Raw genomic sequence first — 14,088 nt, 5'->3', positions numbered from 1 at the left:
ATGCCGGGACTCCTCAGCGCAGCCGACGTGCGCGCACCACCATATCCGCGGTGTGGTGCGAGCCTGCGCCCGTGGCCACGTGCCGCGGGCGGGTCTCGTTCACCTCGAGAAGCCAGTTTTCGCCCAACAGCGCAGCGACTCCGGCCGGGCTCACGTAGTCGTCGGGATTGAACCCGTGTGCACTCGCCTCCGCGGTGGTGGGGGTGGGGTGATGCACGATCAGCAGCACGCCACCGACGGCGACGGCGTCGAGCAGCGCGTGCTCGGCCCTGTTCTCAGCCGTGCGTAGCAGCGCCGGGTACTGCGCCGAGACCAATTCGAAGGATGCCGGTGGCAGCGCCGCCTCGACGAGTCCGGCGTGCACCCAGCGCAGCTGCACGCCCCGCTGGTCGGCCTCGTGCGCGGCACGGTCCAGCGCCACCCGCGACACGTCCAGTGCGGTCACGTCCCAGCCCTGTTCGGCCAGCCAGAGTGCGTCGGCGCCCTCGCCGCAGCCCACGTCGAGAACCCGACCCGGGGTCAGCCCGCGGGTCTCAGCCAAGAGCACTCCGTTGGGCTGGCCGCTCCAGAGCTTCTCCATCTCGGAGTAGCGCTGGTCCCACTGCGCCTGATTCTCCCCGGGATTTCGGGGCGGGCGGTGGTCTGCGGCGTCGTGAGTGTGATCCATGACAGCAGCCTGTAGCGTTCCGGCGGTAGCGCCCAATCGGGTTGCCGAACCGGCAACCCGGGCCCTCGCCAATGCGTCAGCGGCCCGAGTCGCTCTTCGGGCGGTAGCGGATCAGCCGCTGCGAGCCGTCTTCGGCCAGCTCGGCCACGTCGCTGCGTGACGAGAGGAAGTCGGTGAACGAGCGGAAGCCGAGCGGCTTCTCGTTGAACGAGGGGTCCATCCGGCGCATCTGGTTCTTGACCGTGCCGGTGTTCAACCACTCGTCGTCGTCGCCCTTGGCGTGGCCGATCTGCAGCGCCCGCACCAGCAGCTCGGTCGCGACAGTCTGCGGGTCGATGTCGTCCGCCGGTTCCTGCTCGTCGAAGGAGGCGTCATCCGTGTGCGAAAACATCGGGATGGTGGTGAACTTGCGGGCAGCGCTCGCGGGCGGGGTGGGCTCCGCCTCGGCCTCCACCTCTAGGGGCTCAGCGGCGCGACGGCCGCCCTTGCGCTTGTCGGTGCGGGTCGACTCGGCCTCGGGAGAGGGGGCGACCTTTTCGATGCCGGGCAGCGAGTCGTAGTCTTCGAACTCGTCGCAGGCGGCGGCGAGCGACGTGCTGGTGGAGCCGGCGACGCCGATGCCCACGACAAAACGACCGAGGCGCTTGGACTTCTGGGCCAGGGCGATGTAGTCGGAGTCGCCGGCGATGATGATCACGTGGGTGAGGTCGGGCAGGCGAAAGAGGTCTTCGACCACGTCGACGGCCAGGCGGATGTCTGCACCGTTCTTGGTGCCGCGAGTAGTGGTGGTGAACAGCTGGGTAAGGTCCACCGCGCGGCTCATCAGCTGGCGCTGATAGCTCGCGTTCACGGGCACCGACCAGTCGGCGTAGGCGCGGTTGACCACGAGAGTGCCGAAGGAGGCGGCGAAGTCGATGATGGCGTTGAAGTCCACCGTCGCGGCGGAGAGGCGGGCGGCGACTTCGGGGTCGGCATCCCGGCTGGTCTTGTCGAAGTTGCGGATGCCGTCGCGCTGGAAGGCGTTGCGGCCGTGCAGCTGCTGATAGCGCGAGATGACGATGTTGTCGAAGTCGATGTAGAGGCCGACACGTGCGTCGTTCGGTTCAGTCATGGTGAGCTCCTTAGCCACAGGCGGAAGACTCAATAGCGATCCGTGCTTCCAGTCTGCCGCCCGCGGCGCGGCGAGGGCAACTTGACCTTCGCTTACTGAGGTCAGGCGCGCTCGGTACCATTGCGTCATGATCGAGCCCCGCATCCCCAGAGTTCTGTTCGTCTGCCAGAAGAACGGCGGCAAGTCACAGATGGCCGCAGCCTTGCTGAGAGCCACGGCGGGGGACACGGTCGAGGTGTTGTCGGCGGGTACGAAGCCCGGGGCGGCCCTGAATGCGCAGTCGGTGGAGTCCTTGACCGAGCTGGCGATCAGTATCGGTGACGAACACCCGAAGGCGATCACCGCCCAGATGGTGGCAGACGCCGACGTCGTCGTGATCCTCGGGTCGGAGGCGCAAGTCGACGAGGTGCCAGGAACGAGTTTCGAGACCTGGATCACCGACGAGCCGTCCGAGCGCGGCATTGAAGGCATGGAGCGGATGCGCCTGGTGCGCGATGACATTCGCACCCGGGTCGAGGAGCTCCGCACCCGACTGTAGAGCGCCCGTCGGTAGAGCACTGAGCGGAAACCGCACGCCACGTCGCCCCGATGTCACGACCGTCGAGCTTGGCCATCAAGACGCGAGCCAGGGCGGCCGGCTTGCGCTAACCCGAGCTCGAATGTGTCATTTGAGTGATACATGTGTGTATTGTTTGAGTGATACAAATGGGAGGGGGTTGTACCGATGGCGTGGTTGTATCTCATTGTTCTAGGTCCCGCTGCTGCGGGCCTTGTTCTCGCGACGGTGTGGTGGCTGGTTCGGGGGCGCCGAAACGGGCTGCCCCGCGGTCGCCTGGGCGCATTCTCGTTGGCCGCGGGCCTGACATTCGTGTTCGTGGGGCTGGCGGAGCGGCTGATATCGGGGCCGCTTGCTCTGCAGCTCGACCTCCCGGGTGACCTGTGGCGCTGGTACGCCGACCACCGGTTCGCGATTCCGCTCTGGCTCGGCATTGTCGGCCTGGTGCTGCTGGCATTCCCGATCCGCACCCGCAGCGGGCGCGGCGCCGCGGACCTCACGCCCCGCACGGCGGTGAGTTTCGCCCGCGGCTGGTGGTTCATCACCCCGGCGGCGGTCCTCGCGCTCATTCTCGCTCTCACCGTGGCGGCCGGCGCCGCCTCGGAACGAGACGAGGTGACCGGCCAGTACACCATGTATTCCGTTGACCTCGGTGGCGAACGAGGCATGGGCACCAGCATCTACGGCTGGTTCTACTCCGTACCCGCGCTCGTCTACCTGACGCTCATGATTGCGCTGGTCATCCTCGACCTGATCCTCATCTCCCGGCCCGCCCTCGACCGTGGCCGGGAGCAGGATGTGCGCATCCGTACCGTTCGCACCCGGAACGTGCTGCTGATCGCGACGGGTGCTCTGCTTGTGCACCTCGGACTCATCTTCGGGTCACTCGCCGGAACAGCCTCGGTCCGCTCCACGTTCTCCACCTCGGAGGGAGCGGTCGTGTTCTGGACCGACTTCGCCGCCCTGCAACCGGCGCTCAACTGGGCGTCCAGCGTCGCCGCGGCGCTCGGCTTCGCGCTGTGGGCGGCGGTCGCCCTGTCCGGGATTCCGTCGAGGCGGCCGGCGCCGATCCTTTCCAGATCATGATCATCACCCTGTCCGGTTCGGCTCCTCCCACGGAGCAGATCCGCGATCAAATCCGCGGGCTGATCGCATCCGGCCTGCTCGCCGCCGACGAACGGCTGCCCTCGGTTCGTCAGCTCGCGAAGGACCTCGACGTGGCTCCGGGCACGGTGGCGAAAGCGTACAAAGCGCTGGAAGCGGAGGGCTACCTCACGGCCCGCACCGGGGGAGGAACCCGGGTTAGCCGCAGCGCGGCGACGACACCGCGACCGGTACTGGACGCCGCCCGCCACCTCGCCGCGACCAGCACCCGCGCCGGTACCGGGCTGGACGACACCATCCGCATTATTCGGGCGATCTGGCCGGAGGACGACCCGCGCCGATAGTGCGTTGCTACGGTTGCGAGATGGCCCTCAGAGAACTCACCGACCATGACCGGCCGCTCCTTCGACAGGCCACCCTCGCCAATATGAATTGGAACGCGTCGCGGTTCACGTTCGACGACGTAGACGGCATGCCGGACATCGCGCACTACTACACGGCCTTTCCCGCCGAGCGGGACTTCGGCCTGGTGGACGACGACGCCGGCACCGTCCGGGCGGTCGCCTGGCTTGTCTTCCTGCCCGAGGACGAGCCCGGCTACGGGTTCGTCGACGCGGACACCCCGGAGCTGAGCATCACAACCTTCGAAGGATTCCGGGGGAGGGGGATCGGCGGGGCGCTGCTCGCGCAGCTGATCGCCCTGGCCCAGTCACGGGGCCTCGAGCGGCTCAGCCTCAGCGTCGAAGACGGCAACAACGCCCGGCACCTCTACGAACGCGCGGGTTTCCGCGTCGTGGGACGCAACGGCGGGTCGGATACGATGCTCCTCAAGCTCGGCTGACGCAGCCGTCCTTGACGGAGGGGGTGAGGTCATGGAGGCAGCAAGAGAGGCTGCGTCCGCAGCGATCTCCGATGTGATGGCGCTCTTTCCGGATGATTTCTCCTACTCCGATTACACGGAGCACGGCTTCATGGTTGCGTTCGCCGCTCAGGCGCCGCCTGACGCGCTTAGTCGCTTGAAGGCGCCGGGCCTCCCCGTGGAAGTTGTCGAGCACGTAGGGCATCCGCTCAACGAGGCGATGGCAGAGACTGCGGCGATGGCCAGGCAGGTGAAGGAACTGACTGGCGGCAAGGTCGGGTTCAGCGTTGCCCCCATTCCCAGGAGGGGAATTCTGGAGGTCATGTTGTCTGAGGGAAACGACGCGGTGGCGCTGGAGCGATGGGTACACACGCTCTCTGCTCTGCGGTCGCCATCCGGACTCCGAGTGGTTGTGGACGTGGTGGCCGGCAGCCCCCGAGCGCTCGCTGACACAATTTTCGACTGACGCCTCAGCCGCGACGCGCTACGCCCAGCGCTATCGCCACCGCAGCGAAGGCTAACGCTGCCGCCCCCGCGCACCAGGCCACCGTGAAGGGCCACTGCGGTCCGCTCCCGTCCAGGCTGCTCACCTTGAGCCCCAGGCCCTGCCCCGCTACCAACAGGTAGAGCAGCACCGCACCCAGAACAACCGCGCTGATGATGCTCAGCCAGATAGAAACGGATGTTGCTGCCGTCAGGGTCCTCATCCTGCATGGTACCGAGCGCGAGTCGGTATGGTCGGGGCATGAGCACCAAGCTGCGCACCGCATCCGCCGACGACTGGCGGCTCTGGCGCGCTGTAAGGCTCGCTGCGCTCACAGACTCACCCGGTGCCTTCGGTTCTCGGCTCGACGAGTGGGCGGACGCATCGGAAGATCGCTGGCGGAATCGATTGTCGATTCCGGGAGCGATCGATCTGCTGGCCGTCGACGTCGACAGTGGCTCCGCGGTCGGCATGGCCACCGGCACGCCGGCGACCGATTCGTCCGGGCGCGCCGAGCTGATCTCGATGTGGGTGCACCCTTCGGCTCGAGAGAAGGGCGTCGCCAGCGCTCTCATCGCCGAGATCGCGTACTGGGCGGCAGAAAACGGTGCGGCCACGCTCGTTCTGTCTGTGATGAATGACAACCTCGCGGCCCGTCGAGCCTACGAGCGCAATGGATTCGTCGAGCTGCCGAAGCCCGGCAATGGAGTGCCGGACGGCGACCGGGAGCTTGTCATGCTCCGCGATCTCCGTTCCGAGGTCAGTCAGATTCCTGACTCACGGTGATTGCTCAGGGCTTGCCCAGTCAACCAGGCGGTTCGCCGCGATCGGGCGCAGTACGCCCGGAACTATATCGGGCTTCGAAGTCTTTGAGCATTCAGGCGGCTAGCGAGCGCGGAGCCGGCGAGGTGAGGGCGTAGCCGAACCGGTGGCGCGACGCCTGGCGTGCTGAGCTTCAGTCGACGACGCGCCATTCGCGCACGAACTCATCGACGGTCTTGGTTTCGAGGTCGCGGCGCACGGTCTCCAAAAGCAGATGGGGGTCGCCGAGGTCAGCGGCTGTGCGGAGAATCTCGGCTCCGCTCGCGCGCCGACGGATGACCAGGTCGGCGTCGATCTCGACGTCGCCCCATGATGCACGAACCAGCGCCCACGCCCGACGAAGTAGGCGACGAGTGCGCGTGCCCGATGGCTCCTCGAGCCCTGCGATCAGGTGATTTGACGCGCGATCCATTCCCATATCTTGTCGTACAACGACGCGAGGGACGTGCTGGTGCAGCTTCTCGGCGCCCTGGGAGAGAGCGCCGAAGTGAAGCCGCCGTTGTCGGTGGATTACGGGGAGAACACCTTCATCGGTGCAGGCACGTTTGTGAACTTCAACTTGACCGCGTTGGACGTGGCGCGCATCACGATCGGCGAGGACTGCCAGATCGGTCCCAACGTGCAACTCCTGACCGGAAACCCTGCCCGCGTCATCCGAGCTGTGTCGTGAAGCAGGCCCCCGTTCGCCGACCCGACCCGGACCGCCGCGGCCGACTCATCGATGTTGCTCTCGACATCATCGCTGATGTGGGGGTGGCGGGAGTGTCTCACCGCAAGATTGCGACCGCAGCGGATGTTCCGCTTGGGTCTATGACGTACCACTTCGATGGCATGGACGATGTGCTGACCGCGGCGTTCACCCGCTTCGCAGACCACGTGGCCGATGAGTTCGAGGCGGTCATGTGCAGAGCCGCCGACCGAGACGCCGCAGTGGCCGCGCTGGTTGGGTTGATCACTGAACTCTTCGACAGCGATCGCAACCTGGTTCTCACCATCGAGTTTTACGCCCTCGCGGCCCGCGACGTGAAGTTTCGTTCGCTCACCAGTGCGTGGATGGGGCGGTCTCGTGCGGCGCTCGAACGCCATTTCGATCCGCTCACCGCACGACTGTTGGACGCGCTGATTGAGGGTCTGTCCCTACATCTCGCGCTCGAAAGAGATCGCTCCGACCGGGCCGTCGAGGTGCGGACCGCGATCGAGCGCATCACCACCATTTGATGCACTCTTCGTTGCTAATCCAACGCGGACGTGGTGCACTGAGCAGATACACAGCTGATCGGGGGACACAGATGTCCGATGCCATTCTTATCGTCGCTCTCGGCGTCGCTCTTGCGTTGGTGATCGTCGTCAGGGGAGTTCGCCGCCGGCGCTTGCGTGAAGCAGCAGCCCCGGTCGGTGCCGCAGCGAGTGTGCTCCGCGACGTGTATTCGGGAAACGGAACTCACCCGCGGACCGCTGCGGAGTTCGACCCGGCACCGTCGACATCGATCACTCTTGACGGAGAAGACCCACTCCGTACGTACGGTTTGGAACCGGCCGACATAGCTTCGCGCGATTGAGCGCGGGCAGCGCTTCTGAGCAGCCACCCGATCAGCTGCGGTGCCGGCGTTTTGTGTCAGAGGGGGTTGCTCCTGCCGTAACGTCATGTGGTCTGCTGGAAGCCCGTCCCGTCCCAATCCGAGAGGTTGCCATGCACCCGTTCCCGACCCCGCCCCGAGAGGTCCTGATCGGTGACGCCGCGGCGTTCGTCGGCATCACTCCCCGGGCGATTCGTCACTACCACCAGGTCGGCGTGCTGCCCGAGCGGGAGCGGGGCAGCGACGGCCGCCGCCGGTACGGCTACGCGGAGATCATCCGGCTGCTCTGGATCCGCCGCATGGCCGACGCCGGGATCGCCCTCGACGACATCCGTGATGCCTTCGACGGCACCGCCCCGAGCGGCGCCGACGGCGAGGACGAGATCGCAGGCGTCCTCGCGCGACTGGAGGACACCCTCGCCGCGCAGGAGGCCGAGCTGCAGCGGAAGCGGGCCTCGGTGCAGCGCATGCGGACCCTCGGCAGCCGGCTGGGACTGCTCGACGATCTTGTTTCCGGCCGCCTCGAGGGCGCGCCCGAGGGCTCGCTGCGGCAGGACGACCTGGACGTCTTGCTGGTCACCGAGCGGATTTTCGGGCCGCTCGGCGCCGTCATGCAGGCCGGCCGCTTCCTCGCTCTGGCCCTCGATCCCGAGCTGCGCGCCGAGTCCGACCGCGTCGACGCCGCCGAGGAGGCCCTGGACGACACGGTCGCCGTCGACGACCCCCGGGTGGCGGAGGTGGCGGCCGAGCGGCACGCCTTCGAGACCGAGCTGATGCGCGTCATCGAGGAATCCGGTCAGCTGGAGGAGGACGACGCTATCTTCGACGCCTGGGACGAGCTGCACCCGCCCGAGGACGCTGACCTGGCGCCAGATCCCAACCCGGCGGAGGGCTCCCGAGTGAGGAGCGCGGCGGAGATCATCCGGAGCATGCCCTATGACTTCTCCCCGGCCCGCCTGCGAAGCATGGAGCTGGCGGTTCAACTCGGCGCGGCGGCGCCGCCGCCCTAATCACACCGCGCTCGGGGAGGTAACCGTCGATCCCAACAAGGAGGTCAAGTGAAAGTCGAATGGGATGAGTCCTTTTTTGATGCGCACCAGGAAGAGGCGTCTGTCTACTGGGTCTGCTTCTGGACTGGCGACGATATCGAACAACCTGCGCGACACGATCCGCAACGGATTACGGGTGCCACCTCAATCGAAGAAGTCCTAACTTGGCTGCACACGACCAAGGGCGAACGGCTGTTCGAGCTGTTCGTGGAGATCGCCGACCATAATGCGACGAGCGACGTCCGTCTGGCTGGCGACTTCCGGCCCGGGGGAACCTCGTTCACGATAAGCCTCACCCGGCCCGAATCAGATCCGGGCTGATTCGTGACGTGCTCGCGAGCTCTGGTCAATTCAGGTCAGTCGACGCGATTCATTTTCTTGGTCCGAAACAACCGAATGCCGAAGTAGACCAGGGTCGCAGCTAATACGACGCCTATGCCGCCAAGCGCATAGCCGACAGTGGCCACACCTCCGGTTAGGTCTGCTTGCAGAACTGTAAGTGTCAGCATGGCAGCCACGGTAGTGCACACGCGTTTCACCGGGCCAAAGGCTGGCGGCGCGGAAGTTGGGTGGAATTCTCAGATCACGTCGTCTCGTATCCCATGGGTTTTGAGTCATTGAGGTTACGAGACACCTCGCACGTGAATCGGACCGCGACAGGCGAGCTAAGCGGCGCCTAGATCTCAGGCTTATCGAAGGCGGAACCCCTTGCGGGCGCCGGCGACCAGGCGCCCCACTCTTGCCGCGCTGCAGCAACGACCACTCGTACCGCGGCATGGGGTTTGCGGACTGCCGGTACCGTGGTGTTCGTTGTAATGCTACGTTGATACAGAACGCAAACAATGGAGCGGCAATGGACTTCACCCTCACCCTGACATGGCTCATTATCGGAGTGCTCGCCTTGCTCGCTGGCGTCACGCTTTTCATGCTGCAGACCGATAGGTACCAACAGAAACTCTTCTTCAGATTCTGGCAGGCGGTCGGTCTACCCGTACAAGCCGACAACGTAGCTGCGGCCGCCCGGCGTCGGATCCGGACCCGGACGTCAGCGATGTTCGTTGGTGAGTTGGCCGGCCTATTCCTGGTCGCTCTAGTTCTCTTCGTCAACCCATCCCTTGCGTCGTCATCGTTTATCTGGCTGTTCGTGGTTCCCGCGGTAATGACGACAATGACTACGCTCGACGTCGGTGTCGCCCTGCATTACTCGCTGTTCCGGCGACGTGCTGACGCGCCCCGCCTCGCGAGGGCAACAGCCACCACAATGCGCGACTACGTGAGCCCGTGGCGGTTGCGAGTGGCCCCTGCCCTTGTCGTCACTGCTGTTCTGCTCAATGTGGGTGGAGCAGTGTTGAGTTGGGTGGGGGTGATCGATCCGGCGACCTTCGTCCGGAGCAGCACACTTCCACTCCTGACAGCGGCAGTGATCGTCTTTGCAGTGGGTAAGTTTGTCGAACGAAGAATCCTGCAACAGACCCAGCCGGCTGCGGACGAGCTCGAACTCGCGTGGGATGACGCGTTTCGCGCCGAGACTTTTCGGGCATTGCTCCTGCTCGAGACAATCGTCGCCTGGCTCGCTGTGGGCGCAGCCGGGATCGCGATATTGGAAGGAATTGACGCGATTGCTGGAACGGGCTGGGGCACCGGTGCGGGTATGCAGTTGTTCACGTTGGGCTTCTTCGTTGTCCTCGCCATTTTCAGCTTTGGCGCCGCGCAGACGCATTTCCGCCACCGGCTCTGGCCGAACCTGGTCGCGCCGCATCCCCATTCAGGGTTGGGCAGTAACTGATGCTCGTCGTAGACCCTCGTTCCGCCGTACCGCCCTTCGAACAAATACGGGTCCAAATCCTGGACTTGGTGCGAAGCGGGGACCTTCCGCCGCAGACACGGCTTCCCACCGTACGCAAGCTGGCGAGCGACCTGGGTTTGGCACCGAACACGGTGGCGAGGGCATTCCGCGAGCTCGAACGTCAAGGCGTTGTCGAGACCCGGGGACGGCATGGCACATTCGTTTCCACGCACGGCGATGCCGTGCAGCGAAGAGCACAACTAGCAGCTGCGATATTCGCGGAACAAATGCGGACGCTGCGACTTAGCAACGAGGAGGCGATCGTCCTGGCGCTAGCAGCCCTTGGCGCTGACCGAGCACCTGAGAACCCCCTCAACAGCACCGATCAGTGAGCCCACCGCGATGCGTTGCCTCGCGGCGTAAGTCTGTGGCTGGCGGCCAGCTAACGTGGCCGCCCACAAGCCGGACCTTCATTGGACAGTGTCTTGGAAGTCGGCGGTTCGGACGCTGCCAAATTGCCGACACCCACCCGTGACTGTCCCGAAATTGAGCCGGACGACGGGGCGTCATGCGCTCCAACACGCTATCCAGTTGTCGCGTAACCCTAGGGATGCGAGACAGGGCAGGAAACGAGACAAGTTACCTGCCGCTCGTCGCGTGAATAGGCGATCTCCTCCGTCTCCTATCCCATGGGTTACGAGGCAGTTAGGTTTCGAGACATCTCGCGAACGATTTGGTGACGTGAGTCGCGGCGCTAGGGCACTCGAGCGGGATGGTTTCATCCTTCAGCGACGTGGATATGCAGCAATTTGCTTGCGCCAGATAACCGCGGCGCTGGCAGCAGCCGCGAGGGTGACCTGCATTTCAGCCAAGATTGGGTCTGCGGCTTCGGCTACTCGCTCAAAATAATCTGGTGGGAGGGACTCCGCTGAGAAGTGAACTCGAATAACGGCTGTGTCCTGACCGTAGCGGAGCACGCTGAAGGCGAGGTTCGGCTCAACGAATGCAAGCGACGCATCGACGGTCCCGATCGGATCTGACTTGGTGGGTGCCTCGACCCGAGTTGCAACCCGCTCAAGCCAATTCGCGATCTCAACTGCCTCGTCGACCAGAAGAGAGGGCTCTTGAAAAGACCATTCATGTCCTTCGCATGCGACCTCACCGGCGATGACTAGCCAGTTGTCATCCCAAACGTTGCCGATGGCATTCTCGAACTCGTAGCTCACCGGATGAAGAACGAGCCGGGCTGCTCCCGACATGTCGATGAGTTCCATTCCACGATCATCCCATCGTGAACGGCGCACGTCCGCTAGATCTATCGCGGGCCGGCGGCAGCAGGTCGCATCATCGGTGCTTCACATCCCATGGGTTACGAGGCGATCAGGTTACGAGACAAATGCTCTTGGGTGGTGGCCCGTGACAGTCTCGATGAAGTTCGGGACCCGGGGCATGTAAGTCTGGCGAGGAAATGAGATGCAAGAGCTGCGCTCAACATCAGGGCAGCTCCTCGCGCGGTGTCGCGCGCGGCGAGAGGCGTGCCGCTGCGCCTGAGGGCGGCGCGGGAGATCCGGGCCCCTGGCAGCATTACGAATGGTGCGGTAACCAGTCCGGCGGTGTATCGCTTGAGAACAACGGAGGCCAGGACGTGGGTGGCCACATGCGCTTCTAAGCCCGCTGTGACAGCGCGATACAGTCGTGATTTGCCGTTGGTCTGTATACCCCGAACGCACGCCCCTCCGACGAGCAAGCCCATTAAAGCAATGGCGATCACGGACTGGGCCGGAGTTACCAGAATGCGGGAGGATCCCAACCGCGCGGCGATGATCCTTGATGTAGCCGGGAACGTGACCGCTTCCTCTGCATCGTGTATCAGCCACGCAATGAAGAGCGATGCTGCGGAGGTTCGCATGCCAACGGGTGTTGTCTTCACGGGGGAATCGTACTGCGCGACAGGAGCAACCCGAGGACGAACGATTCTGGCTTGCCGAGCCAATCAGCGACGATTCAGGCGGTTTCTGGTGCCGCATATCCCATGGGTTATGAGGCGCGCAGGTTACGAGACACTCCTTCGGGTGATGAGGGTTAGTTCCAGCGCTAGCCGATACGTTCGGTCCCGAAAGCTGAACCTCGTGCGGGCGAGTTCGTGTCATGGCCGAGAAAACCCGACTCGTCCAGGATTGTCTAGACGCGCCGTTCATGGCGGCGCGGCTTGAGGCGGTCTGGTGCGTCGGATGCTGGGACGAAGTCGCAGGTGAATTCGCCTTCGTAACCGAAGAGGAACCCGAAGAAATCGTTTCGCACTTCGAGTCGAATTCGGTAGACGTTCTTTGCGTCATCGAAGGACTCGTGCAGCTCGGCTCGACCGCTGAAGAGCAGGGGGAATCTAAACGCAACAGGACCCTCGTAGAAGCGTTGGGCATCAGAGCGCAAGCGCAGCGACCCGTCGCGTTCGACCGACAGGTCCAGGTCGACGGCCAGATGCTGGTGGGTGCCCAGGTAATCGAGTACCTTGCCGTCACTCAGGATCATGGTTGCATCGAACCGACTTGGCCTGCGGCGGACGCGGTATTCGCGCACGAAGGTGATCGTTTCCCGGCCGAACGGGTCGCGGTATGGATAGTTCTCGATGGTGAACGGTACGTTTGTGCCCAGATCGGGGATGAGGATGTTGCGGATTTTCCCAACGCGGAGGAACGGGATCGTCCACCAGGGTCCGCGCTTGATGTGCGCCATGGTGCCGCGACCGATGCACCCGTAGCCGGCATCGAGTCCGACCCCGAAACGACGCTGCAGCATGGGGTGCAACCGGTCGAAGTCAGCTCCCATCGCACGCTGAAATATTGACGTCACGGTTCCGCCAAGGTTTGCAGGGTCGCTGGGGCCTGAGTCATTGCGTTTCCAAAGTCCGGGGTCCGCTGGCATCGTGAGGCTTGGGGCCGGTCCGACCGCCAGAACGTGAGCACGGATGCCACTGGCCACCGCTCCGGTGGAGTGCCCGTTTCAGCCCAGATGCGTAGACGGTCAAAGCTCCACGCTGTCATCCAACCGATGAGGCGGCGCATGACTAGCCTGTCGATCAGTCGCCCCCACCCGGGCTCATAGTTGAAGCCGGTGATGAAGGTCGTCCCGTTGGCCGTGGGAATGTAACGCCAGTAACCCCGACCTGCCCGGAGCGGCGAGAGCCTGTCACTGGTCGTAAACCGAAGCGCGGAGGTGCGTGTTCCGTCTGGTCGTTGTAGTTCCCCCAGAGAGGTACCTGTTCCCGTGATCGTATGGAGCAGCGTGCGCCGCTGGTAGATGAATCGGTTTCCGCCGGCCGGAAGGTTGGCGACGGGTGTGATGCTGCTGAATCGGAGATCCCAGCGCGGATGCTGACCTGGGTCTTGTGTCAGTTGCCAAACTCCGTCGACGTCGGCTTTGATGTCGATCTCGACATAGATCGCTTTGTCCCCCATGAGGCCAGCTTGCTATACCGAGCGGCACTTCCCCGGCCCTGAGTGGCGTGTCCTAAATGCGGCTCGGGCAGTGTCGCTCTCGGAACCCCTTCTCGGAAGTTTTGCGGTCGGGCCCAGTCGTCGAAGCTGCCCCGCGGCTGGGCGCCAGGTCATCAAAGCTCCATCGTGGAAGCCCCTGAGTTCGGCGATCTCAAACTAGACGTTTTCACTCACAGGATGACGGACGAGAGACTGGTCGCAAGATGCGAGACCAGTACCTGCCGTAGTCGCGTGGCAGGGCGACCTGCTATCGCATATCCCATGGGTTTCGAGGCACTTAGGTTATGAGACACCGGAACGCTCGAGGAGTGCCATGCGGGTGCCCGCAAGACGATCCTTCAACGGGCACTTGGTTCTGCCCAACTCCGTTGATGCCCGTATGACCACCGTCTTACGGGCGGTCGGATTGACAAAAAAGCATCGTAAAGATACGGGACAACGGTTCTACGCCTTTGCTGCTCAGAAATATGGCCGGCCGTCATGGCGCCCCTTTCGTTCTCCGGTCAGATTCAGGTTTCGATCCGGGAGGTCTGAAGGGACATAGTGTCGTCATCCGATAGCGGAGTGCAGCTTTGGCGG

At 64.1% G+C, this 14,088-nt stretch carries 20 protein-coding genes and 1 pseudogene; 12 read left to right on the top strand and 9 right to left on the bottom strand.

Annotation, left to right across the window (positions count from 1 at the left end):
- Positions 1-13: 13 nt before the first annotated feature.
- Both K2F54_RS12345 and K2F54_RS12340 read right to left on the bottom strand, forming a co-directional pair.
- The gene (locus K2F54_RS12345) at positions 14-667 is read right to left on the bottom strand and encodes a class I SAM-dependent methyltransferase (protein WP_220606168.1); all 654 of its coding nucleotides are present in this window, start codon (positions 665-667) and stop codon (positions 14-16) included.
- 76 nt (positions 668-743) lie between these two features.
- On the bottom strand, positions 744-1,778 hold the full coding sequence (locus tag K2F54_RS12340) for an NYN domain-containing protein (RefSeq protein WP_220606167.1): 1,035 nt from the start codon (positions 1,776-1,778) through the stop codon (positions 744-746).
- A gap of 127 nt (positions 1,779-1,905) precedes the next feature.
- Here K2F54_RS12340 and K2F54_RS12335 point away from each other — a divergent pair, with 127 nt between their 5' ends.
- The 5 genes from K2F54_RS12335 (at position 1,906) to K2F54_RS12315 (ending at position 4,763) form a co-directional block, all read left to right on the top strand.
- Positions 1,906-2,316, top strand: coding sequence for an arsenate-mycothiol transferase ArsC (locus K2F54_RS12335; RefSeq protein WP_220606166.1), 411 nt, complete (start codon positions 1,906-1,908; stop codon positions 2,314-2,316).
- A gap of 186 nt (positions 2,317-2,502) precedes the next feature.
- Positions 2,503-3,420, top strand: a complete 918-nt coding sequence (locus K2F54_RS12330) for a hypothetical protein (protein WP_220606165.1) — start codon at positions 2,503-2,505, stop codon at positions 3,418-3,420.
- Positions 3,417-3,782 (top strand): GntR family transcriptional regulator, encoded by a 366-nt coding sequence (locus K2F54_RS12325; protein ID WP_220606164.1) that lies wholly within the window; start codon positions 3,417-3,419, stop codon positions 3,780-3,782. The genes K2F54_RS12330 and K2F54_RS12325 overlap by 4 nt, the downstream gene beginning before the upstream one ends.
- 20 nt (positions 3,783-3,802) lie before the next feature.
- Entirely contained in the window at positions 3,803-4,279 is a 477-nt protein-coding gene (locus K2F54_RS12320) for a GNAT family N-acetyltransferase (protein ID WP_220606163.1), read from the top strand.
- Positions 4,280-4,310: 31 nt separating this feature from the next.
- On the top strand, positions 4,311-4,763 hold the full coding sequence (locus K2F54_RS12315; protein ID WP_220606162.1) for a hypothetical protein: 453 nt from the start codon (positions 4,311-4,313) through the stop codon (positions 4,761-4,763).
- A 4-nt stretch (positions 4,764-4,767) separates the two neighbouring features.
- Here K2F54_RS12315 and K2F54_RS12310 read toward each other — a convergent pair whose 3' ends face one another.
- Positions 4,768-5,004 (bottom strand): hypothetical protein, encoded by a 237-nt coding sequence (locus K2F54_RS12310; RefSeq protein WP_220606161.1) that lies wholly within the window; start codon positions 5,002-5,004, stop codon positions 4,768-4,770.
- Positions 5,005-5,042: 38 nt separating this feature from the next.
- Between K2F54_RS12310 and K2F54_RS12305 the strand changes: the two genes are divergently transcribed.
- Positions 5,043-5,567: a GNAT family N-acetyltransferase gene (locus K2F54_RS12305; RefSeq protein WP_220606160.1), complete on the top strand. Its 525-nt coding sequence runs from the start codon at positions 5,043-5,045 to the stop codon at positions 5,565-5,567.
- A 169-nt stretch (positions 5,568-5,736) separates the two neighbouring features.
- Here K2F54_RS12305 and K2F54_RS12300 read toward each other — a convergent pair whose 3' ends face one another.
- Positions 5,737-6,015: a hypothetical protein gene (locus K2F54_RS12300; protein ID WP_255577064.1), complete on the bottom strand. Its 279-nt coding sequence runs from the start codon at positions 6,013-6,015 to the stop codon at positions 5,737-5,739.
- Between K2F54_RS12300 and K2F54_RS19230 the strand changes: the two are divergent.
- The 4 genes and pseudogenes from K2F54_RS19230 to K2F54_RS12285 form a co-directional block, all read left to right on the top strand.
- Positions 6,010-6,237: pseudogene (locus tag K2F54_RS19230) on the top strand (LbetaH domain-containing protein); the annotation flags it as partial. The gene K2F54_RS12300 and the pseudogene K2F54_RS19230 sit on opposite strands and share 6 nt — an antisense overlap.
- A 32-nt stretch (positions 6,238-6,269) precedes the next feature.
- Positions 6,270-6,821 carry a TetR/AcrR family transcriptional regulator gene (locus K2F54_RS19225; RefSeq protein ID WP_308287640.1) on the top strand — a complete coding sequence of 184 codons (552 nt, stop codon included), beginning with the start codon at positions 6,270-6,272 and terminating at the stop codon, positions 6,819-6,821.
- A 472-nt stretch (positions 6,822-7,293) separates the two neighbouring features.
- A complete protein-coding gene (locus K2F54_RS12290) occupies positions 7,294-8,190 on the top strand; it encodes a MerR family transcriptional regulator (RefSeq protein ID WP_220606157.1) in 897 nt (298 codons plus the stop codon).
- Positions 8,191-8,238: 48 nt separating this feature from the next.
- The gene (locus K2F54_RS12285; RefSeq protein WP_220606156.1) at positions 8,239-8,550 is read left to right on the top strand and encodes a hypothetical protein; all 312 of its coding nucleotides are present in this window, start codon (positions 8,239-8,241) and stop codon (positions 8,548-8,550) included.
- Between the two features lie 35 nt (positions 8,551-8,585).
- Here K2F54_RS12285 and K2F54_RS12280 read toward each other — a convergent pair whose 3' ends face one another.
- Positions 8,586-8,738 (bottom strand): hypothetical protein, encoded by a 153-nt coding sequence (locus K2F54_RS12280; RefSeq protein WP_220606155.1) that lies wholly within the window; start codon positions 8,736-8,738, stop codon positions 8,586-8,588.
- Positions 8,739-9,082: 344 nt separating this feature from the next.
- Here K2F54_RS12280 and K2F54_RS12275 point away from each other — a divergent pair, with 344 nt between their 5' ends.
- Both K2F54_RS12275 and K2F54_RS12270 read left to right on the top strand, forming a co-directional pair.
- The gene (locus tag K2F54_RS12275) at positions 9,083-10,015 is read left to right on the top strand and encodes a hypothetical protein (protein WP_220606154.1); all 933 of its coding nucleotides are present in this window, start codon (positions 9,083-9,085) and stop codon (positions 10,013-10,015) included.
- Positions 10,015-10,407: a GntR family transcriptional regulator gene (locus K2F54_RS12270; protein ID WP_220606153.1), complete on the top strand. Its 393-nt coding sequence runs from the start codon at positions 10,015-10,017 to the stop codon at positions 10,405-10,407. Before K2F54_RS12275 ends, K2F54_RS12270 begins: the two co-directional genes overlap by 1 nt.
- Before the next feature lie 393 nt (positions 10,408-10,800).
- On the opposite strand, the gene K2F54_RS12265 is transcribed toward K2F54_RS12270, so the two are convergent.
- The 4 genes from K2F54_RS12265 to K2F54_RS12250 all read right to left on the bottom strand — a co-directional run bounded on the left by K2F54_RS12265 (position 10,801) and on the right by K2F54_RS12250 (position 13,470).
- A complete protein-coding gene (locus K2F54_RS12265; RefSeq protein ID WP_220606152.1) occupies positions 10,801-11,289 on the bottom strand; it encodes a WapI family immunity protein in 489 nt (162 codons plus the stop codon).
- Positions 11,290-11,384: 95 nt separating this feature from the next.
- Positions 11,385-11,924 carry an HXXEE domain-containing protein gene (locus K2F54_RS19705; RefSeq protein WP_374107294.1) on the bottom strand — a complete coding sequence of 180 codons (540 nt, stop codon included), beginning with the start codon at positions 11,922-11,924 and terminating at the stop codon, positions 11,385-11,387.
- A gap of 272 nt (positions 11,925-12,196) precedes the next feature.
- Positions 12,197-12,811, bottom strand: a complete 615-nt coding sequence (locus K2F54_RS12255; RefSeq protein WP_255577069.1) for a DUF4166 domain-containing protein — start codon at positions 12,809-12,811, stop codon at positions 12,197-12,199.
- A gap of 50 nt (positions 12,812-12,861) precedes the next feature.
- The gene (locus K2F54_RS12250; protein WP_220606149.1) at positions 12,862-13,470 is read right to left on the bottom strand and encodes an SRPBCC family protein; all 609 of its coding nucleotides are present in this window, start codon (positions 13,468-13,470) and stop codon (positions 12,862-12,864) included.
- Between the last annotated feature and the right edge of the window lie 618 nt (positions 13,471-14,088).

The organism is Cryobacterium inferilacus (genome assembly GCF_019599185.1).
GTDB lineage: Bacteria > Actinomycetota > Actinomycetes > Actinomycetales > Microbacteriaceae > Cryobacterium > Cryobacterium inferilacus.
The sequence above is the reverse complement of the archived record's forward strand: the minus strand, read 5'-3'. Positions and strand labels throughout refer to the sequence as shown.